The sequence below is a fragment of the Myxococcus sp. AB036A genome (assembly GCF_006547355.1).
GTDB lineage: Bacteria > Myxococcota > Myxococcia > Myxococcales > Myxococcaceae > Myxococcus > Myxococcus virescens.
This window is the reverse complement of sequence record NZ_VHLC01000029.1, coordinates 42,883-67,474: the sequence shown is the minus strand read 5'-3', so window position 1 is coordinate 67,474 and position 24,592 is coordinate 42,883. Positions and strand designations below refer to the sequence as shown.

Here is a 24,592-nt window from a genome sequence, read left to right as displayed (position 1 = left end):
GACGGGAAGTTGAGGGACCGCCCAAGCGCATGTTACGACCGGCGATGGCCAGTCTCTCCTCCCCCGTATTGGCCATTCGGAGCCGGCTTTCCATGAGCGAGCGCAACGACGTCCCGAGGACCACTGTTCCTGTGGCCCCCCTGCCTGTGTCTGGCGCGCCCGCGAGCCCGAATGCTCCGGTCACGGAGACGCAGGCCCAGGCCGCGACCACCGCTCCCTCGACTGCCGCCAACACCCGCGCCGAAGATGAAGCGCGCGAGCGCATCGCATCCCTGGAGCGCGAGGCCAAGGCCCTCAGCACCGCGGAGCCCCACACGGCGGCGCTGCTCTTCCACGAGGTGGGGCTGCTCTGGGAGGAGCCGCTCAAGAATCCACGCAACGCCGCGGTGGCGTTCCAGAACGCGTACAAGCTGGCGCCGCGCTACCTCGTCAACATCCGCGCCGCCCGCCGGCTCTTCGCGGACGTGGGCAACTGGCAGATGGTGCTCCAGTTGATGGACGCGGAGCTGGCGGCCACCGACGACGCGCGCCATCAGGCCGCGCTGCTCTTCGAGAAGGGCATCATCCTCCAGGAGCGCCTGTCGCGGGACGAGGAGTCCGCTGCGTGCCTGAAGCAGTGCCTGGAGCGCCGGCCCACGGACGTCGTCGTCCTCACCCAACTCGAGTCCGTCTACGCCGCGCGCAACGACGCACTTGCGCTGGTGGAGGTGTACCGGCTGATCGCCGCCACCGTGCAGCAGCCTTCGCTGCGCGCGCACTACCTCACCGCCGCGGGCCTGCTGCTGGAAGAGCGGCTGAAGCAGAAGGAAGGCGCCGCGGCCCTGTTCCGCGAGGCCTTCGCGCTGGACCGGTCGGACCTCCAGCTCCTGGCGGCCATGAAGCGGCTGGCCGAGCGCGAGGGCCGCGTGGATGAGCTGCTCGCCGCGCTGGGTGCGGAGGCGGCCGCGCTGGGTGCGCAGGCGGCGCCCGCGTACCTGCAGATTGCCAAGGTGTACGAGCGCAACGACCGCAAGGACGACGCGCTGGCCGCGCTGCTCGCCGCGCGGCAGGTGTCCCCCAACGAGCCGCTGGTGCTGAGCGAGCTGGCCGGCATCTACGAGACGCAAGGCCGCTTCGAGGAGCTGTCGGACGTGCTGCTGGCGCGCGTGGGCTCGCTCAACGACGAGAGCGAGCTGGTGGCCACCAACCTCCGGCTGGCGGCGCTGTACGAGGAGGTCCTCAAGCGCGAGTCGGACGCGGCGGCGCGGTATCAGGCCATTGTCGCCCGCATTCCCGGCCACGCGGCCGCGCTGGCGGGCCTGGGCAAGCTGTACTACCGCATGCAGGACTGGGAGCGGCTGGTCGCCGTCTTCGACGCGGAGGTCGCCGCCGCCGAGGATGCGAAGCAGAAGGCCGCGCGCATGTACAAGGCGGCCGAAATCCTGGAGGAGCGGCTGGGACGGCAGGAGGACGCCATCTCCCGCTACAACGCCTGCCTCCAGTTGCAGCCGGGCTACCTCCCCGCGCAGAAGGCCCTCACGCGCCTCTACGAGCGCCAGGGCCGCTTCGCCGAGCTGGTGGCGATGTACGAGCAGGACCTGCTCCAGACGAGCGACCGGGATCAGCTCATCACCACGTTGAACAAGATGGCGGTGGTGTACGAGGACCGCCTGGGTGACCTGGACCACGCCATCGAGTGCATGAAGCGCATCCTCGACCTTGCGTCGGACCACCTGCCCACCATCCGCAACCTCGCGCGGCTCTACGAGCGGGCCAGCCGCTTCCGCGAGCTGTTGGAGACGCACGACCTGGAGGCGTCGCTCGCGGGTGACACCAAGCAGGTGCTGTCGCTGCTGCACCGCAACGCGGAGATTCTCGACGAGAACCTCAAGGACCGCGCGGGCGCCATCTCCGCGTATGAGCGCGTGCTGGCGCTGTCCCCGTCCTACCTCCCCGCGCTCAAGGCGCTGGGCCGGCTGTACGCGCAGGATGGCCGGTGGGAGAAGCTGGTGGACATGTACCGGGCGGAGTCGGAGAGCTCCGCCTCCACCGAGCAGGCCGCCGCGCTCATCTACAAGATTGGCGAGCTGTACGAGCAGCGGCTGAACCAGGACAACGAGGCCATCGCTTCGTACAACGAGGCGCTGATGCTGGCGCCCAGCTACTTCCCGGCGCTGCGCGCGCTGGCCCGCATCTACCGCGCGCAGGCCGCGTGGGAGAGTCTGGTGGAGGTGCTGCGCGCCGAAGCCGCCAACCGCACCGACCCGCTGGAGCGCGCCAACGCCCTCTACCAGGCGGCGGCCATCTGGGAGGAGCAGCTGCTTCGGCCCGAGCTGGCCATCGACACGTATCAAGAGGTGCTGCGCCTGACGCCGGCCCATGCAGCCACGCTTCGCGCGCTGGAGCGGCTGTACCTGGCGCAGGACAACGTGAAGGAGCTGGTCGGCATCCTGGACCGCGAGACGCAGGTGGGCAGCACGCCCGCGGCGAAGGTGACGGCGTACCTGAAGCTGGCGCGGCTGTACCTGGACCGCTTCCAGGAGCCCTCCCGCGCGGCGCAGTGCTGCGAGGCCGTGCTGGCGCTGGACGCCGGCAACCTCACCGCCCTCACGCTGCTGGAGCGCATCCGCGCCTCGGACCGGCCGCGCCGCGCCGAGCTGCGCCAGCGCATCGCCGACCGGGTGAATGACCCGCGGCTGGCCATGGCCCTGCGGCTGTCCGCCGCGGTGGACCTGGACAAGAGCCCCGCCGAGGGCACGCTGGAGGCCTACAAGCGCGCATTCGAGGCCGACCCCGGCGATGCGCGGCTGGCCTTCGTGCTGGAGCGCGGCCTGCGGCAGGCGGGTGACGCCGCGGGGCTGGCGCGCCTGTACACCATGCGGCTGGCATCCGCGCAGGACGCCGACGAGGCCCTGGAGATGCTGCTGCGCACCGCCGAGCTGGCGGACACGCGCTTCAACGACTTGGAGCGGGCTGCGGCGCTGTACCGGCAGGCCCTGGAGCTCCAGCCGCAGTGCCTGCCCGCGATGCAGGGAGCTCGCCGCGTGGCCTTGAAGCGGGGCGACTTCGCGGGAGCCCGCGCCGCCCTGGAGGCCGAGGCCCGGGTGTCGCGCGATCCGCGCGGCGCCATCGAGGCGCTCATCGGCGCGGCGAAGCTGGCCGTGGGCCGGCTGAATGACGCGGACGGCGCCACGGCGCTGTACCGGCAGGCGCTGGAGATGGATCCGCTGCACGCGGGCGCTCAGGCGGGCTTGGAGGAACTGCTGGCGCAGCGCGGTGGCTCTGCGGACCTGGCGGCCCTGCAGGAGCGGCGCGCCGAAGCGAAGCTCGCGCAACGGGACGGACTGGCGGCGGCCACGGCGTTCGTCAGCGCGGCGCGGCTGCACCACACCGCGCTGAATGACCGCGCGCGGGCGCTGGCCCTGCTGGAGAAGGCCCTGTCCGCGCAGCCGGGGCACCCGGAGGCGCTGGAGCTGCGTGGCGCGCTCTTGCTGGAGGCGCAGCAGTACCCCGAGGCCGCGGCCATGCTGAGCCAGCGCGTGCAGCTCGGCGGCGACCCGCGCGTCCTGGCGCAGTTCCACATGACGCTGGGAAACCTGTACGCGTCGCACCTCAATGACCCGAGCCGGGCCGCGGCGCACTACCAGACGGTGCTGGCCACCCTGCCCCGTCACCTGGAGGCGCTGGAGCGCCTGGCCGGACTCCACACGCAGGCGCGCAACTGGGCGGGCGCGGTGGACTGCCTGCACAAGCTGCTCCAGCAGGAGCTGCCGCCGGAGCCGCGGGCCCGCTTCACGCTGGAGCTGGCGCGCACGTATGACGAAGGGCTGGGCGACGCGGGCGCGGCCACCCCGCTCTACCGCCGCGCGCTGGAGCTGTCCCCGGGCAACCCCGCCCTGGTGGACCGGTTGGTGGTCCTCTACGAGCGCGCTCGGAACCTGCCGGAGCTGGCGCAGTTGCTGGAGGCCCAGGCCGCGGGCCAGCTGGCCGTGGAGCCCAAGCGCGCCGCGACGCTGCGGATGCGGGCCGCGGACCTGTACGCGGGCCCGCTGTCCGAGCCTGCTCGCGCCACCGCGCTGTACCGGCAGGTGGTGGACGGTGATGGCACGAACCTCCAGGCCCGCGCGGTGCTCGCGGAGCTGTACGCGCGGGACTCGTCATCGGTGCCGATGGCCATCGAGGAGCACCGGCAGATTCTCCGGCAGGACCCGACGCGGGTGGACAGCCTGCACGCGCTGTTCAAGCTCTGGGAGGGCCTGAAGCAGCTCGACAAGGCGTTCTGCGCGGCGGCGGCGCTGCACTTCCTGCGCTCCGCCAACGAGGTGGAGCTGGCCTTCTACATGGAGGCCCGCACGCGGCTGGCGCAGGAGGCACGCGAGGCGCTGACGCAGACGGATGTGGACTCGGTGCTGATGCACCCGGGGGCCCGGGGCCCGCTGCTCGAGGTGCTGCGCGCGATGGGCGAGCACCTGGAGAAGGTGTACCCGCCCAACTTCGAAATCGTGGGCGTCAATCCGAAGGCGGACCGGCTCAAGCCGGACTCGGCCGTGTACAAGGCCATCCGCGCCGTGGCGCAGGTGTTCGGCGTGGAGACCTTCGAGGCCTACCAGGCGCGGCGCGGGCTGACGGTGCTGGAGACCACGGAGCCCATGTCGGTGTGCATTGGCCAGGACGTGGTGCGGCGCTTCAACGCGCGCGAGCAGAAGTTCCTCCTGGGCCGCGCGGCGCTGGGGCTGCTCAACAAGACCGCGGTGCTGGAGAAGCTGTCCCAGGGCGAGACGGCGGACCTCTTCGGCAGCGCCGTCCGCCTGCACGCGCCGCAGTTCAGCGCGCTGGGCCGGCGCAACGACGAGTCGGTGAAGCAGCTCAAGCGGGCCTTCCCGCGCAAGGCGCTCAAGGCGCTGGAGCTGCCGGCGATGTCGCTGGGCGACGCACAGAAGGTGGACCTGGCGCCCTGGCTGGAGGCCCTCGACTACTCGGCGGACCGCGCGGGCCTGCTGATGTGCGGCGATGTGGCGGTGGGCCTGGGCATGGTGCTGCGCGAGGATCCGAACTTCGCGGGTGCCCGGCTGGATACGCCCGAGCCCATGATCCAGGCCGTGCGCGAAGGTGAGCGCCTGCGCACGATTCTGGCGTGGACCTTCACGGACGACTTCTTCCGGCTGCGCCAGCGGCTGGGACTGGGGCTGTAGGCGCTTTCGGAACGCGGCGGGAGCCCTACTCCCGCCGCACCACCGCGCCTTCCGGCAGGCCGGTGAGGATGCGCGTCAGGGCGTCATCCACGGGCCCGCGCTGGGCGGACTCCACCGTCACCTTCACCCGGTAGTCCTTGTCCGTGTCGAACTCCGGGTAGGAGCCGATGGCCACGTGCGGCATGTCGAGCGCCACCCGGTCCAGCACGGCGGCGATGTCGCTTTCCCCCAGCCGGAGGTAGAGGCAGCTCACGGCCACGGGCGACCCGCTCAGCCGCGCGAGCACCGTCTCCAACTGCATCCGGAACAACTGCGGCACACCGGGCAGCAGGAAGATGTCATCCACCGTGAGCACGGGGAACCACATGTCTGCCTGGGGCAGCAGCACGGCGCCCTCTGGGGCATCGGCGAGCCGCAGTCCTTCCGCCGTCACCGGCCGCTCCTCGGTGGCACGGGACATGATGAGGTCCAGCATCTCCGGCAGCCGAACCACGTTCCGTCCCATGGCCAGGGCCACCGCGCGCACGGTGACGTCGTCATGGGTGGGGCCGATGCCGCCGCTGGTGAAGACGTACCGCGCCTTGCGCCGGGCCCGGGCCACTGCGTCCACGATGGCGTCCACGTCGTCGAGGACCGTCTCCACCGAGTGCAGCGGGATGCCCACCTCACGCAGGCGCTTGATGAGGTGCGGCCCGTTCAGGTCATGGACCTTCGCCGTCAAGACCTCGTTGCCGATGATGACTGCCGCTGCGCCGGTCCGCTCCATAAGGGGCGGGATTCTAGTCGAATCCGACCGGGGATGGTGATGCGTCTATACGCGCGCCATGCCATAAGCTTGCGGAGCCGAGAATCTACGCAACTCGGCGCTCGTACTGAGGTAGGCAGGTAAACAGGCATCACTCGAACTGCGATGGGAGTAGGTGCCGCCGCTCGCCCCATCGCAGTACATCCAAGGCAGGGGGACAGCCCCCCAGTTCGCTTCGTTTCGGCTTCGAGCGGCTGCCGTGCGGGCTCTTCGCAAAAGCGACGACGACGTAAGAGGCATCACGTTCTTTGAACACAAAGACTCAGCTCGTCATCTTTTCTCCAGAAGCGAGATTCACGCATACTTCGCCGTCGCGAAGGACTCGGCCCCTTCCCTTCGCATGCGCATCCAATACAAATCAGACGACTGGCTCTTCATTGCGTCGAAAACACCCCCGAGGTGAAAGTCGGACTCCCGCCGAACACGGCCCCGGTCAATCCACCCCGATAGCAGCCCCTCCACCGCGTGCGACGGCACTCACTGGACGCGCTTGAGGTACGCGTCCGGTGCGCACGGCCGCAGCCGCCTGAGCGCAGCCTCGGCGCCCTGGCGTGTCGGCAGGAAGCTGGCCACCACCCACTTGTCCCGGGTGAGCCGCGCGAAGTCGTTGGTGTCCACCATGAGCAGCGTCGAGCCCTTGCAGTCCGCTTCCAGTTGCGCCTCGGCCGCGCGGGCCGCTGGCGCCGAGTCCTCCGTACGGAGGATGACGCCCCAGGCTTCGGCAGGCCGCTCCACCACCTTCTTCCGTCCCACGTCCCAGCGCAGCTCGGAGAGGGCCCAGTTGTCCGCCACGTCTCCCACGCCGATGTCGAGTGTGCGTGAGAAGAGGAGCCGGCCGTCCTGGACCTCCACGCTGGAGGAGGTGGGGCCCTGCCCCTCGGCCCCCTCCCAGGCCCGGGTCACGCCCTTCGCGTCCGCGAGGAACAGGGCATGCTGGCGGTGCACATGTTCGTAGCCGGCAGCGTGGGTGATGAGAAGCGCCGTCGGCCCTCCCTGGAGGTCCACGGCCCGGAGACGCAGGGCCCAGGAGGTCGACTCATCGCCGCCGGTCCAACTCCATCCAGGCGCCGTGGCTTTCGCCACGTCGCACGTGAGCGCATCATACGGCTCGGACAGTGTCGCCGTGCGCTTCGCGTCGCCGCGACGAACGCGCAGCGCGCGCTGGCCCTTCTTGCAAGGCATCGCCACGGCCTCGATGCGCGGGTCGCTTCCCGCTGAACCCAGCACCTGCTCCTGGGCGCTCTCCGACGCGGCTCCGGTGAATAGCACGGCGGTGGCGAGGACGAAGACGGAGCCCGAGCGTCTGCGCATGAGATTGGGAACAGGGGGCATCGACGTCCGAGCCTCGGCGAAAAGCACGTCACAGAGTCTGCACGGACTCCTCTCTTTGCAGAAGGGGGGCCGACCAGGGAGTGGTCGTCGCACCATCAGTGCTCCTCCGCACGGTCATGGCACCCGTTGACGAGCCTCCTCCACCGGCGTTGAAGCGAACCTCCGGAAGAAGCTGTTGTCGTTCCAACGCGGGCGCTCGGGGGTGTTGGCCACGGTGAGGGTGAGGTCCGAAAGCAACCGAACGAACTTCGCCGCTGCCTCCCGGTCCATCGGCTGGCGCAGGCCATCGGAGGGTGCGTGGTAGTGCCGGGTGTGCCAGGCCTTCATCGTGCGCTCTTCGGGAGAGCCCGGCGCATGGCCGAACTTGAAGAACAGGGCGGGCACGCCCTTCCGGATGAAGGCGTACTGGTCGCTGCGGATGAACAGCATGTGGTTGGGCTCGGGGTCCGGGACCAGCGTCACCCCATGGGCCGTGGCCACCTGCTGGAGCGGCGCCTTCAGGGAGGACTCCTCCTGCCCCAGGGCCAAGAGGTGGCGGAGTGGGAACAACGGAAGGAACATGTCCATGTTGAAGTTGGCGACGATGGAGGACAGGGGCACCGTCGGCCTCGCCGCGAAGTATCGGGCCCCCAAGAGCCCCTTCTCCTCTCCCGTCACCAGCAGGAAGAGCACGGAGCGCTTCGGCTTCAGTGCCTGGAGGGTCCGTGCCATCTCCAGCACCGCGGCCACTCCCGTCGCATTGTCCATGGCGCCGTTGTAGATGGCGTCGCCCTTCACCGGCACCCCGACGCCGATGTGGTCCAGGTGGGCGGTGAGCACGACGTATTCCTTCGCCAACGTGGCATCACTGCCGGGCAGCACGCCCACGACGTTGGCGGACTTCACCGGAGATTCCTTCCACTCGGCCCGCGCCTCGAGCCGGGTGGGCAGCTCGAAGCGTGGCAGCGGCCGGTTCGCATCCGCCATCGCCAGCACCTCCTTGAAGGAGTGCCGCGCGCCAGCGAAGAGCTTCTCAGCGTGGCGGGAGTTGAAGATGACACCCACCTTCAGGCCCTGATTCTCGACCAGTGACGGGTCGGCGAAGGACATGGCCGGCTCGAACCGCGACGTGGCGATGCGCGCCCAGGGCAGCTCCTCGCTCTTCGGATTCCACAACACCACGACCCCCACCACGCCTGCCTTCCGGAGCACCTTGATCCGCTCTTCGATCGAGCTGTGGTGGGCCCGGAGCGCACCGGGGATGTGGTCGGGCCCGCCGTAGAGGATGACGACCACCTTCCCTTGGAGGTCCAGCCCCGCGAAGTCGTCATGTCCCGCCTCGGGAATCGAAAGGCCGTGCCCCACGAACACCAACGGTGCATCCACCTGCCCCGATTCCCCCAGGTAGGAGGCAATGATCGCATCGCGGCCGATGACCAGCGGCATGCGCCGGCCCCCCCGCACGAGGGCCAGCCGCGAGCTCGCATCCACCAGTCGCCGCGAGACCAGCTCCACCGCCTGAGCGTAGTCATCCCCCGCGCCCGGCTTGATTCCCATCGCGGAGAGCTGCTCCGCCACGTAGGTCGCGGCCTTCCTATAGCCCTCGCTGCCCGTCTCCCGCCCCTCCAGCGCGTCGTCCGCGAGCACGCGAACGTGCCCCCACCAGCGCTCGGCTTCTGGAGACGCGGTGGCGGAAGCCATCGCGGGAAGGAGGACGAGCAGCACCAATGGCAACGGGTGGCGGAACATAGGAGCACTCCATGGCAATGGCCTGCATCGACTACGCCTGGCGGGCGTCGCGATTGCCTCGGCCCGGGAGATTCATCGGCAGGCGCACTCCCAGACGACGCATCATCGGCCAACTCCTCACGGGCGATCCCACTCGCCGCTGAAGCAATAGGAGTCGCGGAGAGAACAGACACATCAAAGCAGAGGGCTGACACGTCATTTCTCAGGCGAAGCCGGCTTCCTGGACAGGGGCGAGTGAGAAATTCCCTCAGGTTGTGGTGCTGGCACCTCCCCTGCACTTCCGGCGAGCGGGCACGCGGGCCGAAGCCCGGGAGGCCCATATCCCACTCAGTATCCCTGAGTAGGTCCCACAACGCCGCAGAGGCCCCCTATGTCATCCACCACCCTTCCCCTCAATCTCTGTCAGAAGGCCTTGCTTCCACGGCTCCAATCCCATCACGACCGAAGCCCAATGCTGGGACGAAGTCGGGTACCAGCACCTGGGGGCCTATCAAATCCTCTTCGGTGTCCAATCGCTGGTTTCCGAAGGCTCCCGGTCCGCACTCCAGAAGATGTTCAAGCGGTGGCTGGGCTCCCTCTCGCGAATGCCCACCCAGAGCGTGAGTCGCGCCGCGGCTGCGCGCTGACGAGCCCCACAGCGAAACTGCGCCGGGGAGGAGCCGTCCCATCGGTGGCTTCCTCCCCGGCAGTGGAGCGCACCTGCCGAAGCAAGCGGGCTGATTGCGACCGACCTGGTGTCTCGACAATCCGGTGCGGTACATACCCGCCAATTCGAAGGAGACCATGACCGTTCATCTTCATGTCATCACAGGCGGCCCCGGTTCCGGAAAAAGCAGTCTCATCGAGGCGCTGGCGGCGGAAGGACTCGCGCACATGCCCGAAGCGGGCCGTGCCATCATTCAGCATCAGGTCGCAATCGGCGGCCATGCCCTCCCTTGGGCTGATCGGGCGGCCTTCGCCGAGCTGATGCTTGGATGGGAGATGCGAACCCACAAGGAGGCCTGCGAGCGACGCCGTCCTGTCATCCTGGATCGCGGCGTTCCCGACGTCATCGGATACCTTCGGGTATGTGGTCTTCCAGTGCCGCCACATCTCTGGAAGGCTGCGGAGCTGTTTCGCTACAATCGACGTGTCTTCATCGCGCCGCATTGGCCCGAAATCTTCGCGCAGGATGCCGAGCGCAAACAGACCTCCGACGAAGCGAAGGCGACCTATCGTTCGATGGTGGAGGTCTACACGAGCCTTGGCTACGAGCTGCTCCCCCTTCCCCAGGCATCGATCCTGGAGCGGGTGCGATTCGTGCGCTCGAATATCGAGTAGGCCACGCGTGCTGTCTCAACCTGGGGGCGGCAAGAAACAGGTTGACGCACAATATCCCCCCGAGAATACTCGGAGTAACAATCAGGCATTTCTACGATAAGGACGACACCATGGGACTCGCCGAGCGTCGGCGCATCGCCGCCATCAAAGACTCACACTCCGCTCGATTTCAGTCGGAACTCAACGCGGCGATTGGATTCGAACTGCCGTTTGAGATCGACACGGCGAGCTTCCCTGAGGACAAGACGATCCTCGACTGCTACGACAGCTACTACGAGTCATATGGCCCGGGCCTCGTCGTCAATGTGATGAAGGAAATCTGCAAGGATGACATGGGCCGTGAGGCTGTCAAAGCCAAGTTCAACAGGATTGTCTTCCTGAATGTCGCCAAGAGTGCCGACGACCCGGGCACGAAGAGCATTGAAATCAAAGACCAAACCCTCTTCGTGCGCGAGAGCTTCTACGGCTACTCAGACCAGCTTTATGGCGACTCTGAACTTCAGTCGGACCTCGAGGCGATGCTCTAGCCGCACCCGGGCGCACGGGAGGTCTCGAGCGTTGGGCTCGGGTCAGGCCGGTGCGCCAGGATCGACCAGGGCCGGGGCATTCACGTCGATACCGTCCCGGCGCAGCTCGTCCGAGGTGGCCGCCACCGCCAGCGTGCCGGGCGGGTTGTCGTACCAGCCAGGGTCCGCGTAGCTCTCCAACCGTTCGCGAACCTTGAGCACGGTGAACATGCCTCCCGCCGTGATGTAATCGTGCTTGCCCTGGGCCCCCAGCATGGGAATGGAGTTGGGCGGAACGGGCATCCCCATCTCGCCCATCTCCGCCATCCCCGTCTGGCCCATCGTCATGTAGCCCGGTAGCAGCGTGCGGACCCTCGCGTCCAGGCTCCCCGGCTTCACGCCAATCATGTTGGGGAACTCATGGCCCATCTGATTCATCATGTGGTGCGTCATGTGACAGTGCATGGCCCAGTCCCCGGGCACGTCCGCCACGAACTCGATGACGCGTGTGCTGCCCACGGGGACGAGCACCGTTCCCTCCGGCTGCTGCGCTGACTCGGGGACGCGCCCGCCATCCGTCTCGGTGATACGGAAGTGGAAGCCGTGCAGGTGGATGGGGTGATGGTTCTGCGGGCTCAGGTTGCCCAGCCGGATGCGCACCCGCTCGCCCTGGCGCACCACCAGCGGTTCCGTGCCCGGGAACGCCTTCGCGTTCATGGTGAGCACGTTGAAGTCCGTCATCTCATTCGGATTGGGCCGCTCCGTGCCGGCATCGATGCGCCATTCATGCAGGAGGATGACGAAGTCCCTGTCGACGCGGGGCCCCACGGGTCGGCGCGGGTGGATGATAAACATGCCCGTCATCCCGAGACCAATCTGCGTCATCTCGTCATGGTGCGAGTGGTACATGTTCGTACTCGCCTGGCGCAGGGTGAACTCGTACCGAAACGTCTCGCCCGGCGCGATGGACTTCTGGCTGAGGCCGCCCACGCCATCCATACCGCTGGGGAGCAGGAGTCCGTGCCAGTGGACAGTGGTGGCCGCGGGGAGCCGGTTCGTGACGTAGATGCGCACCCGATCCCCCTCCACCGCTTCGATGGTGGGCCCGTGGACTCGACCGTTGTAGCCCCAGCAGAAGGCCTTCAGTCCCGGGGCAAACTCATGCTCCACCTCCTCGGCCACCAGGTGGAAGACCTTCACGGTGTCCACGACCTTCCACGGCAGCTTGGAGCCATTGGGTACCACCACGGGCCGGTAGTCCCGGTCGGGCATTCCGGGGCGCAGCCAGTCCTGCCGCGCATACCGCTGGCCGGGGGCAGCCGCGGAGCCCTCGCGAGGCCCGCAAGCTCCTGGGACGCATGACTGGGCGCGGGCCGCGGAGCCACTCAGCAGCAGCGAGCCTCCCGTGAGCGTGGCTCCCGCCGTGACAAGCATGCTCCGCCGCGTCAGCGTTCCCTCGGCTTCAATCGCCGGAGCGTTTCCAGGGGCGTCATCCTCACGGCCCGGTGCGCGCTCGGCTTCAGTCGTGCGGGTGCTCATGGGGGCTCTCCGTGCCATGGGTGACGTCCTGTCCGTGCCCGGAGGGCGTCCCGGGTTGTGCTGGCTGCGCGGGTGGGCCGGGCGGCCCGGGTGGTACGTGTTGGGAGGGCTGCGAGGGCGATGGCGTGGGCTCCACGCTGCCCTCCCGCAGCCGGCCACCCACGAGTTGCTCGAGGTCAGCCCGCGCCATCCAGTAGTCGCGGACGGCCTCGATGTAGCCCTGATACGCCTCCACCTGCTCGCGCTTGGCGGAGAGCAGTTGAAAGAGACCTATCTGCATGGCGTTGTACTGGAGCTGCGACTGCTCGACGACCTTCTCGCGCAGGGGTAACACCACTCGCCGGTAACGGTCGGCCACCAGGCGAAGCGCCAGCAGCCGGGCGCGGGCCGCGCGCACTTCCGAGCGGGTGTTGACGGACAGCTCCATCAGCCGCCGCTCACCCTGGCAGTGCTGCGCTTCCAGCCGGGCGATGAGGGCCTGGCGCTGGTCGAAAATGGGCAACTCCAGAGACAGGGTCGGGCCAAAGAGCCTGGGGCCGTCCGCGTCCCGGTGCTCGTGAACGCCCACGTCCACGCGCCCGAAGAAGCGAGTACTCCGCGCGAGCTCCAGCGCATTCCAGAGCAGCATGACCTGCTTTCGGGCCGCGTCGATGTCCAGCCGTTGACGGATGGCGAGCGACTCCAGGTGCGCCAGCGAGACCTCCTGGTCAGGCAACGGCGGGAGCTTCTCGGAGAGAGTCCATTGCGTACGTGGCCCCCACAGCCCCATGAGGCGGTTGAGGTGCTCTCGGGCCTCCACCAAGGCGAGCTCACTCTCCGCCAGCTCGAGCCGGGCTCCCTCGGCGGCGGCCTGTTCACTCGCAAGCTCCAGCTCGGTGATGTTGCCCGCTGCGCGCAGCCCGGCGGAGAGGTCCGCCGCCGCCACAGCCGCCTGAAGCGCCATGCGGCGCAGCTCCATGAGCTGTTGGAGGGCCTGCACCTCGCTGAAGGCCTTGCGCACCTTGGCCGCTGTGGCCAGCGCTTCGTGCGCCACCCGTAGCGTGTCCGCCATGAACTGCTCCCGGGCGACGCGCTTGCGCAGGGGCAGCGTGAAGAGATCCACGAAGTTCTGCACCAGCGAGACCTCGTGCTCTGACGCGCCACGCCCGGAAATGGGAAAGCCGATGCTCCCGTCCAAAGTCGGGTTGGAGAGCAGCCCGGCCTGAACCATGTCGGCCTGCGAGACGCCCAGGTCCTCGTAGGTGGCCTGGAGCGCCGGATTGTTGAGCAGGGCCACCTCCACCGAATGGTCCGAGGTGAGGTGCTCCTTCAGGAGCGCGTCGAGATGGCGCGCGACCTCGGCGTCCTCTGGAGTGCCCTGGTTCCAGCGCGTCTTGCGGCCCAGCCGCTCCTCGACGAGCGCCGCCACCTCCGCGTGGCCTCGCTCCTTCTGGATGGACGCGCAACCTCCTGCGAGCAGTGCCGCGCCCACGAGCAAAGACCGCCTCACGGATGCCCTCCGTGCCCGGGGGCGTGGTCATGGTCGGCCGGTGCAGCGCCGGGCGCTCCTGCGTCCCCTGCCTTCGTGTCTCCAGGCTTCTCCGGAACCAGCTCCATACCGCACTTCGGGCACCTTCCTGGCTTGCTGGACTGCACCTCAGGGTGCATTGGGCACGTGTAGACGACAACGCCTCCATCCGAGGATGCACCGCGATGGGAGTGCCCCATCTCTCCTTGCGACATGTCAGGCGCAGGCACTTCCGGAGTGGAGGCCGCGAACGCGGTCAACTGGGGCGCAGGCGGGGCCTCGGGCGCATCTGGATTCGATGGGTCCATGGAGGCGGGCAGCCTCTTCGGCTCGGAGACACAGGCAACGAAGGAAACGATGCTCGCCAGCAGCCATCGGTTTCGGCACATGGGGACCTCGAACGAGGTTCCGTACCACCCGCATCCGATCGGCAAAAGCCACCGATGAAGCACTGACGCTCCGGGACATTGGAACTGTCAGGAATACGCAGCTTGGTCCCAGAACACGAAGCACGATGCTCAAAAACCAAGGTTGCCTCGTCTGGAGTTGCCACCGCCACGGCCTTGAGGCCGGACGTGACACGAGAACGGGGCCGGAAGCCGCTGAGCGTTCAGCGGTCTCCGGCCCCGTTGCATTCAGCAGCCAGCCTGCGCGCGCTCGCGAAGGAGGGAGCGAACCTCCATCAGCAACCGCCCGAGCTGGTTCTTCCCGGTGCCCGTGGAGCCGCAGCCTTCGCGAGGACAGCCCGGCGCATGACGTCGTCCTTCACCGGCTCCCAGTCGCGGCGCAACGGATGCTTGCGGCTACGGCCCAGGCGGGCGGCGATCATCGGGCTGCGGGGAGCCCAGGCTTCACTTGTAGTCGGCCCACTGTCTGTCATTCGGCGACGAGTTGGTCGAGCGCGTGAACGTCGCGGTCTTCCCCACCGCGTCCGCATAGCCGATGGTCCGGTCCAGCGTGCAGAGAAGCGCGTCGTTGCCGTCCACCTTGAGGCCTTCGCAGGTCATCAGGTCGCCGAGCTTCAACGAGCGTCCACTGACACTCCAGGTGCCGGTGCGTTTGAACATGCGGGAGAGAGGAATCTCGGCGGTGTAGCCATTTGAACGCACGGTCCCCGCGCCCTCAGCGTAGTAGAGGATGAAACTCTTGTCTTGCTTCAGAAAGGCGGTCGCGGCGAACAGGTTGATGCCATCTCGCTGGGCGGGGAACGCCACCGCGCCACCCGGGGCGCCAGCGTATTTCTCATAGGCGAACTGTGCGTAGTACTCGCTCGCGGGCCTGCCATTCACCGTCGTTTCCGTGACAGGCACCTCCTTTCCATCTCCATCTCCATTTCCATGTCCGTTCGGATTGGACGGCTCCGAGCCACCTCCACAAGCAACGAGAAGGGCCCCGAGGGAGAGTCCAGCAAGCGCGCACGGCCAACGACTGAACGGCGTATTCACAGGATGAATCCTTTGATTCGTGGATTTGCTTTCGCGAGCTGCGGCCCTGAACTCGCGGCCCCAACAGCGCGAAAATGCCGACGAGCACCCGCGAGCGCCATCAGCCCCCGTGAGACCGTAAACACGGCGAGTTAATTCATGCGAAACTCACCACTCGGAAGATTTCACACTTTGAGAATGTGACAAGGAGAGGCGACTACCGCACGCGCTCGATGCGGTGCTTGCTCCCCTTGCTGCACCCCTCGCTCAATCGCGGAAGTGCCTCGCGGAGAGCACCGACAGGAGCCCCACGGCACCGTCGCCGACGACCGCGACTGTCGAGCCGGGCTGCAGAGAGAACATGCATATCGGCACGAACTCCGTGAAGACGCTGGTTGCGGATGGGCTGTTAAGCTGGAGTTGACAGCCACTGCTCGGCTGGAAACGTAAACTGCGGGCCCAATCGTGACTACGTCCGTGTTCCCCCACCTCCAAGCCTTCCTTGCCGTGGCTCGGGCGCGGAGCTTCAGCGCCGCCGCTCGTGACCTGGGTATCTCACGCTCCGCAGTGAGTCAGAGCGTGCGCTTGCTCGAAGAGAAGCTCCGGGTCCCCCTCGTCGCACGCACGACGCGCAGCGTGTCCCTCACCGAGGCAGGGAGGCGCCTCGTCGAGTCCGCAGGCCCGGCCGTCGCACAGGTTCAAGCGGCGCTCACGGAGGTCACTGCAAAACCAGGTGAGGTGGTAGGCCGCGTACGATTGACGGTGCCCCGCTCCGCGTTCCATTTCGTGATTGAGCCCGTCTTACCGAAATTCCGAGAGCGGCATCCACGTATTGAGGTCGAGGTCGTCTTCGAGGACCGAATGGTCGACCTCATCAGCGAGGGGTTCGACGCGGGCGTTCGTCTGAATGAGAATGTGGAGCGCGACATGGTGAGCGTCCGTCTCACCGACGCCTTTCGGTTCATCGTCGTTGGCTCGCCCGCATATCTAAATAGGCACGGAACTCCAGAACGCCCCGAGGACCTCCTCCGTCACGAATGCCTGACCTTTCGCTCAGCCACGACGGGCTCCCTTTACGCGTGGGAGCTCGAACGCGGTCGCCGGACATGGCGCGTGCCTGTGCGTGGGAGCCTCATCGTCAACGACGGTCTCATTTGTACCTTGTGGGCTGAGCAAGGGATGGGCCTCGCGTATGCCATGGAACCTCTGGTCAGCGAGCAACTCCGCCAAGGAAGTCTGCGGCGCGTGCTCGAACCGTACGCCCCGGTCGTTCCTGGCTTCTTTCTCTACTATCCCAGCCGCACACAGAGCTCCCCTCCACTTCGGCTCTTCGTCGAGACGGTTCGCGAGCTGACACGGAAGCCGCTCGTGGCAACGAGACAGCCCGGCCCCCAGGGGTGAACGGTTGCTCGACACCGAGCGCGTTGGCGACGACTGGGGATTGTTAAGCGCTTCTAACCAGCCCATGCGGTACTCGACGCCTAGTTCGGCGGCGAGCACGAGCGAATATTGGTGCGGTTGCGGCGACAAATGAGCCGTTCACGCGGTGGAACCCCACCCCCATCCTTCTGAACGGAGAACCCGATGAGTGTCTCAAAGCAAACTGGTGAGCCCCACTCCCCTGAGAGGAGGAAGGTGCTCCTTGGCCTGGCGACCGCGCCGCTCGCGGCATGCGCGGCGGTAGGTGCGGGAGCTCGCACGGACGCCAGCCCGGCAGCCGTCGGTCCAACCGGGGCAGCCACGGTGAAGGGGCCATTTCCAGCAGAGGGCATGGCCGCATATTCCCCGAGTGCCCCTCTCAAGCCGATGCAATTCCAACGGCGCTCCCTGGGGCCGAAGGATGTCGCGATTCAGGTGCACTACTGCGGCGTTTGCCATTCTGACATTCACACCGCTCGCGGCGACTGGGGCCAGATCCAGTACCCACAAATCGTCGGCCACGAACTCGCGGGCGAAGTCGTGGCTGTCGGCTCGAGCGTCAGCAGGTTCCGAGTCGGCTCGCGAGTCGGCGTGGGAACCATGGTCAACTCCTGCCGCCATTGCTCGGAGTGCGAGGCAGGTCGCGAGAACTACTGTCTCAACGGCAACACGCAGACGTACGGCTCAAAGGACCGAGACGGGTCCATCACTCAAGGCGGCTATTCGACATTCGTCGTCGTGGACGAAGACTTCGTCATCAACATTCCCGACGTCATCGACCTTGCGGAGGCGGGGCCGCTCCTGTGTGCAGGTATCACCGTGTACTCCCCGCTTCGCCACTGGAGCGTCTCCTCCGGCAAGAAGGTCGCCATCATCGGGCTGGGTGGCCTCGGACACATGGCCGTGAAGTTCGCGAAAGTAATGGGCGCGGAGGTCACCGTCTTCACAACCTCGCCGGAGAAAATCGACGACGCGAAGCGCTTCGGTGCAACCAACGTCGTTGTCAACAAGGACGGCGCCGACTTCTCTGGGTTCAAACACGCGTTCGACTTCGCGCTCGATACCGTTCCATACTGACACGATCTGAATCGCTTCGTTCCGCTACTGAAGCGGGACGCGACCTATTGCAGGGTCGGTGTGGGAAAGACCGTGAACACCGTTGACGTCGGCCAGATGAGCCTCGTCCTGTATCGCAATGCCATCGCCGGTTCAAACACGGTTGGCATCCGTGAAACGCAGGACATGATCGACTTCTGCGCACTCAACAACATCAGGCCCGAGATTGAGAAAATCCCCATGACGGGCATCAACGAAGCGTGGCCCAAGGTCGTCGAGAAGAAGGCTCGCTATCGCTTCGTCATCGAAACCAACAGGTAGAGACAGAGGAACAAACATGAATCCCACATACGACTTCAAAGGCCAGGTAGCACTCGTCACCGGCGCGAGCTCTGGAATGGGCCTCGCCACTGCGAAAGCCTTCGCGGCAGCCGGCGCCTCAGTGGTACTTGCAGATGTCAATACGGCGGCCCTCAAGTCGGCTGTCGACGCGCTGACGTCGGCCGGTCATGCCGCGCTCGGGGTCACCTGCGACGTATCCGACGAGGACCAGGTCGCCGCCATGGTCAAGCGGGCCATTGATGCCTATGGCCGGTTGGACATGGCGTTCAACAATGCTGGCATCCAGGCGCCTCCCACGGATGCCGCGGATGAGCGCGGTGACCTGTTCGACAGAGTCAACGGAGTCAACCTTCGGGGGGTCTGGGCCTGCATGAAGCACGAGCTCAAGCAGATGCGCCAGCAAGGCAGCGGAGTTATCGTGAACTGCTCGTCGCTCGGTGGCCTCGTCGGCCTGCCTGGTCGAGCGGCCTATCACGCGTCGAAGCACGGGGTCATCGGCCTTACGAGAAGCGCTGCGCTCGAATACGCGCCCCGAGGCATCCGGATCAACGCCATCTGTCCGGGAACCATTTCGACCCCCATGGTCACGGACATGCTGGCCAAGGGTGAACTGGAGCTCGAAGGGGCCATCGCGAATCAGCCAATCGGGCGCTTGGGCGAGCCCGAGGAGATTGCAGCCTCAGTGCTCTGGCTTTGCAGCCCCGGCGCAAGCTTCGTCATTGGCGTGGCACTTCCGGTCGACGGCGGATATACGGCGCGCTGAGGCCGCAGGAGACACCGGATTGCATCGGCCAGCAATGAGAATACTCAGACTCGCGCTCTTCTCTCTGCTCGTTGGCTGCGTCTGCGCGAACCAGGCACCGCCGCGGCCTGAAGACTCAGGCTCATCTCCCAACCCGCCGTCTACCCGCATGCACATGACGGTTGGCTCGGCGGTTTTTACCGCCACGCTTTACGACAACGAAACAGTGACGGCCTTCAAATCGATGCTGCCGCTTACATTGAAAATGACCGACTTGAATTCAAACGAGAAATATCACCACCTCCCAAACCATCTACCCATGGACGCATCGAAACCAGGGATGGTCCAGACTGGCGATCTCAAGCTGTACGGATCCAACTCTGTGGTGCTATTTTATAAAACGTTTTCCACGCCCTACAGCTACACGCCAATTGGCAAGGTGGACGACGCATCGGGGCTCGCGGCGGCATTGGGCGCGGGCGACGTGACGGTCACCTTCGAGCTACGAAGGTGAGCGTGCCCCTCACTGCCGGGCCATCGCCTGGGTGACCTGAGCCTCCGTGTGGCGTGCGGGCTCCAACGCCGCCTCCGGATGCAGGTCCATGGTGACTTCGACGACCTTGCCCGTAAAGGCCGCGAGCGGCTCATACTCGTCGGTCACGGGCGCTCCCTTGTCGCAGCCGACGTCGAACGTCTCGTCGAGGCTGTACATGAACGCCATCGTCTGCGGAATCCTGCCCTCGGCGACCCACTTGCCGTCCACCGCGAGGCGGCCCATGCCTCCGGCGCCGTAGATGACGGGCTTGCCCGTGTCGGTTCGATGCTCGGGCTGGATTTCGAACTCGAAGCGGAGCGTGTGGCGGCCCGGACCGAGCTTCTGCGGTGCACGGATGTATGTGTAATCGACGGCGGCGAAGTTGTAGCAGAACGTGGGGACGCCGCCCTTCAGGTAGAGGGACCACCCGGCGGTGTCGCCGCCCATCACGACGATGGGACCCTCGGCGCCCTGCTCGGGGATTTCAATCTCGGCGGTCATGGCCCAGGAGCGGTTCTTCGTGTCGGGCGCCGCGGCCTCGGGAATCCGTACCGCCCCCAGCTTGAATGAGAACCGCGTCCGTTTCTTGGCCAGCTCGGCCCGGCCCAGCAGGCGCTCCTGGAACCGGTCATCGAGCGGGAGCACGTTGTAGCGGCCGGCCTCGGCCCACCACAGGCCGACCAGATGAATCATCCGCTTCACGGCCGGGTCATCTTGCTTCAACAGATCCCGCTGCGCCATGAGGTCGTGGCACTCGGTCGGGTCCTTCTCGAGGTCGTAGACCTCCCAGTGGTCCTCGTCGAAGGACCAAGCCGCATGGTTCTCCCACGGCTTGCGGCCGTGGTAGGTGACGGCCTTCCACTTCCCGTTGACGATGGCGCGGTTGCCCAGCATCTCGAAATATTGCGTCGGGTGATGCGTAGGCGCGTCCGCGTCGTCGAACGAGTAATTCATCGGCACGCCTTCCATCGGCGCCTGGGAGACGGAGTTGACGACGGCGGGCGCCTCAATCCTGGCGGCCTTCAGGATGGTGGGGACGATGTCGATGACGTGGTGGAACTGCGTCCTGATTTCACCTCGGGCCTGGATGCCCTTGGGCCAGTGCACCACGAGGGGATTCCGCGTCCCACCGAAGTGCGTGTACTGCTTGCAGAGCTTGAACGGTGCATTCATCGCCAGTGCCCACCCCACCGGGAAGTGGTTATAGGAGCCCGGCTGCCCGAGCCTGTCGATCCGCTGGAGGTTCCCCTCCAGCGTCTCGACCTTCTCGGGGCGCTCCGTGCCGAACGCGCCCTCGTTGAAGAGGCCCGAGTTCGTGCCCTCGCCGGAGCAGCCGTTGTCGCCGATGAACACGAAGAGCAACGTATTGTCGAGCTGGCCCGATCGCTCCAGGTACTCGACGACGCGCCCAATCTGCGCGTCCGCGTGCGACAGGAAGGCGGCGTAGACCTCGGCCATCCGCGCGAAGAGCCGCTTCTGGTCGTCCGACAAATCATCCCACCTGGGCACGCCTTCGAGCATGGGCGCGAGCGCGGCGTTGGCCGGAATGACGCCCAGTTGCTTCTGCCGCGCCAGCACCTGCTCGCGGTAGCGGTCCCACCCCATGTCGAATTTGCCACGGTACTTCTCAATCCACTCGGGCCAGACGTGGTGGGGGGCGTGGCAGGCGCCGAACGCGAGGTAGGCGAGCCACGGCTTCTCGGGCGTCAACGACGCATGGTTCGAGATGAAATCGACCGTCTTGTCGGCGAGGTCCTCCGACAGGTGGTAGCCCTCCTGCGGCAGGCGCGGTGGGTCGATGGCCTCGCGCCCCGCGTAGAGCTTCGGGTACCACTGGTTGTTGTCACCGCCCATGAAGCCGTAGAAACGGTCGAACCCGAAGAGCGGCCCGTCGGGCCACCGGTCGAACGGACCGGAGGGGCCGGACTCCTCCGACGGCGTGTTGTGCCACTTGCCGAGCGCGAACGACGCGTAGCCGTGCTGGTGGAGCATCGCGCCAATGGCGGCCTTGTCCGGCTTCTGGCGCGCGTCGTAGCCAGGGAAGCCGGTTGCGAGCTCGGTGATGTTGGCCATGCCAACCGAGTGGTGGTTGCGCCCCGTCAAGAGGCACGCGCGCGTCGGCGAGCAGAGGGCCGTCGTGTGGAAGTTGGTGTACCGGAGACCGTTGCCGGCGAGCCGCGTGATGTTCGGCGTCTCGACCAGGCCGCCGAACGTGTCACACGCCCCGTAACCGACGTCGTCGAGGATGATGTACAGGATGTTCGGCGCCCCCTTCGGCGCCTCGGGAGGCACGGGAAAGGCCGGCTCGGACTCCTCCCATGTCCTGCCAATGCGGCCGGGGAAGCGCTCTCCTTCGTGGTACGTCTTCATTCCACCGGAGACCGCCGCCGACTGCCCGTCGCCGCCCTGCTGCCCCTCGGACGTCTTCCCCTTGCCACTCTTCCGCGCCATGCCGGGCCTCCCCCTCTCCCCAGGCAAGGTTGAGAGCACAGGACTCCTCTGCAACCGGACCGTCTGTCGCAGGCAACATGCGCGCGGGGCGCCCAGGCAGGCGCGGGCGCGCTGGCCTGGAGCCCTTGGGGTTTTCACACCGGTTGTCGGCAGTGAGCTCGGCGCCGCGCGGGTGATGCGCCGCGCGACTGTAAGTACCCGCGACGGTCCGCGTCTCCCTCTTCGAGCCGGCGATGAACGCCGCTTGATGATGGAGCCACCCGATGAACCCGAATGATGAGACCCTCCTGAAGGTCGAGGGAATGTCCTGCCGGTCCTGCGTCAGCCACATCAACACCGCGTTGCGGAAAGTCGAAGGCGTGCAGGACGTCAACGTGCGGTTCGAGAACCGCCAGGTCCTCGTGAAACACGACGCCGCGACCGCGAACGTCAACATCCTCATCGAGGCGCTCCGCGACGCCGGGTACGAGTCCGCCCCCACCGCATGAGCTGCCCCCGTGTGCGGACGGGCCCCTTGCCCGTCCGCACCACGAGCCCCTCCCCACACCCAGTCCCTCATGTGAGCCGCCGTCGCGGCAATGACAGCCAGCCTGCGCGTGAAGCCCAGAAGGACTCGGGCTCCGCGCGGCCTGGCTGCGCCCATCGATTGGAACAGCCGGGCATGTCGCTTGGGAGCCGCGGTCAGGTCATGCCTTCGCGCTCCCGCAGCCCCCGGCCTTCTTCTCGGTGCCCTGCGTCGCGCACGTGCAGTCCAGACAGCCGTGCGAGGCGCACGTACCGCACGAAACCTCCAACTGCTTCTTGAGCGCCTTGCGAGCACGGTGCAGTCGCACCGCCGCGTTGTTGGACGTGATGCCCGCCTCCAGGGCGAAAGCCGGGACGCTGACGCCCTCCACCTCTACACGTCGCAGCGCCTCGGCATACTCGGGCTTGAGGGTGCCGGCCAGCCGGCCCACGCACTGGCAAACAGCCTGCGCCAGTTCCGCTTCCGGTGCATGGCCCTCCTCGAGCTCGCTGGCCAGCGAAGCCAGCGCGCGCTCCGTCGTGCCACGACGCCGGTAATGGTCGATGACCGCGTTGCGCAGCACGCTGTAGAACCAAGCCATCAGCGACTCATCTTCGCGGAGCGCCTTCGCCTTGCCCATGCCACGGACGAACGCATCCTGAAGGATGTCTTCCGCCACCGCGCGGCTCCCAACCCGACGCTCGAGGAAGCGCAAGAACTCCCGGTGGTTCTCCACCAGACTGGAAATGACGTCGGCGGACAGGGGCCGCACCACGCCATCGGTCTCCGCACCCGCTCCCTGATTCATGTCACTCATGCCGTTCAGGTACAGGGACGGAGGACCTGGCGCAAGCCGTCCTCCGCCCCCTTCGCCATCAACCAAAGCGCACGTCCGGATTGATGCCGTCCGCGTCCATGCGCACCGGGTCGGCCTTTTCCGCCACCGTCCCCTTCGGATGCACGTACCAGCCGCTCCCATCCTCGGTGTCCGGGTTCTCGCGCACCTTGAGGAGCGTGAACATGCCGCCCATGTCGATGGGGCCGAAGGGCCCCTTGCCGCCCTTCATGGGAATGCTGTTGGCCGGCATTGGCATGCCCATCTCTTCCATGCCGCCCATGCCATCCTGCCCCATCGTCATGTACCCCGGTACCAGCGCCTGCACCCGCCGGTCGATGGCCCGTGCGTCAGCGCCCAGCGTCACCGGGGCCGCGTGTCCCATCTGGTTCATCACATGGTGGGTCATGTGGCAGTGCATGGCCCAGTCACCCGGTTCGTCCGCGACGAACTCGATGACCCGGGTGCTCCCCACCGGCACCAGGATTGAGGTTTCCGGGTAGCGGGCGGACTCGGGGACGAAGCCCCCATCCGTCCCCGTCATTTCGAAGGACAGGCCGTGCAGGTGAATGGGGTGGTGGTCCATGGCGGACAGATTCCCCAGGCGGATGCGCACGCGCTCCCCGCGCCCGATGACGAGCGGCTCGGTGGCCGGGAAGGCCTTGGAGTTGAACGTGAGGACATTGAAGTCGCTCATCGCGTTGGGGTCCGGCCGGCGCATGCCTGGAAGCACCTTCCACTCGTGCGTCATCAGCGCGAAGTCGCGGACCACTCGCGGGCCGCGCGGACGCTTCGGATGGACGATGAACATGCCCATCATCCCCAGCGCCATCTGGGTCATCTCGTCGTAGTGCGGGTGATACATGTACGTGCCCGGCTGGTTCAGCGTGAACTCGTAGGCGAAGGTTTCTCCGGGGGCGATGGGGCGCTGGTTCAGCCCGGACACGCCATCCATGCCATTGGGAATGATGAGCCCGTGCCAGTGCACGGTGGTCGGCTCGGGCAGCCGGTTGGTGACGTAGATGCGAAGGCGGTCTCCCTCCACCGCCTCGATGGTGGGCCCTGGCGTCGAGCCGTTGTAGCCCCACGCTTCCACCTCCAGCCCAGGGGCGAAGGTGTGCTTCACGGGCATGGCCACCAGGTGGCCCACCTTCACGCCCCCCACCTTCCTCCAGGGCAGCGTGGAGCCGTTGGGCGTCGTGACGGCCACCTGCCCGCCCGGAGCGACGATGCTCGGCGTCCTGGCGCGTGCGCTGACGGGCGCGGAAGGCACGGTGTGGGACTGTCCTTGCGCGAAGGCCTGGCTTGCGACCAGCGTGCCCCCAGCGAGTGCGCCGAGCTGAATGAACTGCCTGCGGTCCATGGTGGTGTGTCC

19 protein-coding genes are annotated in these 24,592 nt (G+C 66.8%); 9 read left to right on the top strand and 10 right to left on the bottom strand.

What is annotated here, in order from left to right; all coding sequences use genetic code 11:
* Positions 1-92: 92 nt before the first annotated feature.
* A complete protein-coding gene (locus FL344_RS14655; RefSeq protein WP_141589487.1) occupies positions 93-5,171 on the top strand; it encodes a tetratricopeptide repeat protein in 5,079 nt (1,692 codons plus the stop codon).
* Positions 5,172-5,196: 25 nt separating this feature from the next.
* Here the strand turns inward: FL344_RS14655 and FL344_RS14650 are convergent, their stop codons facing one another.
* The 3 genes from FL344_RS14650 to FL344_RS14640 all read right to left on the bottom strand — a co-directional run bounded on the left by FL344_RS14650 (position 5,197) and on the right by FL344_RS14640 (position 9,036).
* Positions 5,197-5,937, bottom strand: coding sequence for a molybdopterin-binding protein (locus FL344_RS14650; RefSeq protein WP_141589488.1), 741 nt, complete (start codon positions 5,935-5,937; stop codon positions 5,197-5,199).
* 516 nt (positions 5,938-6,453) lie between these two features.
* Positions 6,454-7,287, bottom strand: a complete 834-nt coding sequence (locus FL344_RS14645; protein WP_228565054.1) for a hypothetical protein — start codon at positions 7,285-7,287, stop codon at positions 6,454-6,456.
* A gap of 135 nt (positions 7,288-7,422) precedes the next feature.
* The gene (locus tag FL344_RS14640; RefSeq protein WP_194863112.1) at positions 7,423-9,036 is read right to left on the bottom strand and encodes a M28 family metallopeptidase; all 1,614 of its coding nucleotides are present in this window, start codon (positions 9,034-9,036) and stop codon (positions 7,423-7,425) included.
* Between the two features lie 783 nt (positions 9,037-9,819).
* Here FL344_RS14640 and FL344_RS14635 point away from each other — a divergent pair.
* Together FL344_RS14635 and FL344_RS14630 are read left to right on the top strand one after the other, a co-directional pair.
* Complete coding sequence (locus FL344_RS14635; protein WP_141618965.1) at positions 9,820-10,356, top strand: AAA family ATPase; 537 nt, start codon at positions 9,820-9,822, stop codon at positions 10,354-10,356.
* Between the two features lie 110 nt (positions 10,357-10,466).
* Positions 10,467-10,883, top strand: coding sequence for a hypothetical protein (locus FL344_RS14630; protein WP_141618964.1), 417 nt, complete (start codon positions 10,467-10,469; stop codon positions 10,881-10,883).
* 42 nt (positions 10,884-10,925) lie between these two features.
* Here FL344_RS14630 and FL344_RS14625 read toward each other — a convergent pair whose 3' ends face one another.
* The 4 genes from FL344_RS14625 to FL344_RS14610 all read right to left on the bottom strand — a co-directional run bounded on the left by FL344_RS14625 (position 10,926) and on the right by FL344_RS14610 (position 15,218).
* Positions 10,926-12,401 (bottom strand): multicopper oxidase family protein, encoded by a 1,476-nt coding sequence (locus tag FL344_RS14625; protein WP_141618963.1) that lies wholly within the window; start codon positions 12,399-12,401, stop codon positions 10,926-10,928.
* A complete protein-coding gene (locus FL344_RS14620; RefSeq protein ID WP_141618962.1) occupies positions 12,382-13,890 on the bottom strand; it encodes a TolC family protein in 1,509 nt (502 codons plus the stop codon). The genes FL344_RS14625 and FL344_RS14620 overlap by 20 nt, the downstream gene beginning before the upstream one ends.
* Entirely contained in the window at positions 13,887-14,108 is a 222-nt protein-coding gene (locus FL344_RS39075) for a heavy metal-binding domain-containing protein (RefSeq protein WP_141618961.1), read from the bottom strand. Before FL344_RS39075 ends, FL344_RS14620 begins: the two co-directional genes overlap by 4 nt.
* A 651-nt stretch (positions 14,109-14,759) precedes the next feature.
* Complete coding sequence (locus tag FL344_RS14610) at positions 14,760-15,218, bottom strand: hypothetical protein (RefSeq protein WP_228565052.1); 459 nt, start codon at positions 15,216-15,218, stop codon at positions 14,760-14,762.
* A gap of 579 nt (positions 15,219-15,797) precedes the next feature.
* Between FL344_RS14610 and FL344_RS14605 the strand changes: the two genes are divergently transcribed.
* From FL344_RS14605 to FL344_RS14590, 5 genes are all read left to right on the top strand, one after another.
* Entirely contained in the window at positions 15,798-16,733 is a 936-nt protein-coding gene (locus FL344_RS14605) for a LysR family transcriptional regulator (RefSeq protein WP_141618960.1), read from the top strand.
* Between the two features lie 369 nt (positions 16,734-17,102).
* Positions 17,103-17,828: an NAD(P)-dependent alcohol dehydrogenase gene (locus tag FL344_RS14600; protein WP_228565051.1), complete on the top strand. Its 726-nt coding sequence runs from the start codon at positions 17,103-17,105 to the stop codon at positions 17,826-17,828.
* A gap of 72 nt (positions 17,829-17,900) precedes the next feature.
* Positions 17,901-18,128 carry a hypothetical protein gene (locus FL344_RS39065; protein ID WP_228565050.1) on the top strand — a complete coding sequence of 76 codons (228 nt, stop codon included), beginning with the start codon at positions 17,901-17,903 and terminating at the stop codon, positions 18,126-18,128.
* Between the two features lie 16 nt (positions 18,129-18,144).
* On the top strand, positions 18,145-18,912 hold the full coding sequence (locus FL344_RS14595; RefSeq protein ID WP_141618959.1) for a glucose 1-dehydrogenase: 768 nt from the start codon (positions 18,145-18,147) through the stop codon (positions 18,910-18,912).
* Between the two features lie 148 nt (positions 18,913-19,060).
* Positions 19,061-19,405, top strand: coding sequence for a cyclophilin-like fold protein (locus tag FL344_RS14590; RefSeq protein WP_228565049.1), 345 nt, complete (start codon positions 19,061-19,063; stop codon positions 19,403-19,405).
* Positions 19,406-19,414: 9 nt separating this feature from the next.
* On the opposite strand, the gene FL344_RS14585 is transcribed toward FL344_RS14590, so the two are convergent.
* Entirely contained in the window at positions 19,415-21,877 is a 2,463-nt protein-coding gene (locus FL344_RS14585) for an arylsulfatase (protein ID WP_141618958.1), read from the bottom strand.
* Positions 21,878-22,140: 263 nt separating this feature from the next.
* Here FL344_RS14585 and FL344_RS14580 point away from each other — a divergent pair, with 263 nt between their 5' ends.
* A complete protein-coding gene (locus tag FL344_RS14580) occupies positions 22,141-22,365 on the top strand; it encodes a heavy-metal-associated domain-containing protein (RefSeq protein ID WP_141618957.1) in 225 nt (74 codons plus the stop codon).
* 198 nt (positions 22,366-22,563) lie between these two features.
* On the opposite strand, the gene FL344_RS14575 is transcribed toward FL344_RS14580, so the two are convergent.
* On the bottom strand, positions 22,564-23,199 hold the full coding sequence (locus tag FL344_RS14575) for an RNA polymerase sigma factor (RefSeq protein WP_141589502.1): 636 nt from the start codon (positions 23,197-23,199) through the stop codon (positions 22,564-22,566).
* A 58-nt stretch (positions 23,200-23,257) separates the two neighbouring features.
* On the bottom strand, positions 23,258-24,580 hold the full coding sequence (locus FL344_RS14570; protein WP_141618956.1) for a multicopper oxidase family protein: 1,323 nt from the start codon (positions 24,578-24,580) through the stop codon (positions 23,258-23,260).
* Positions 24,581-24,592: the final 12 nt, after the last annotated feature.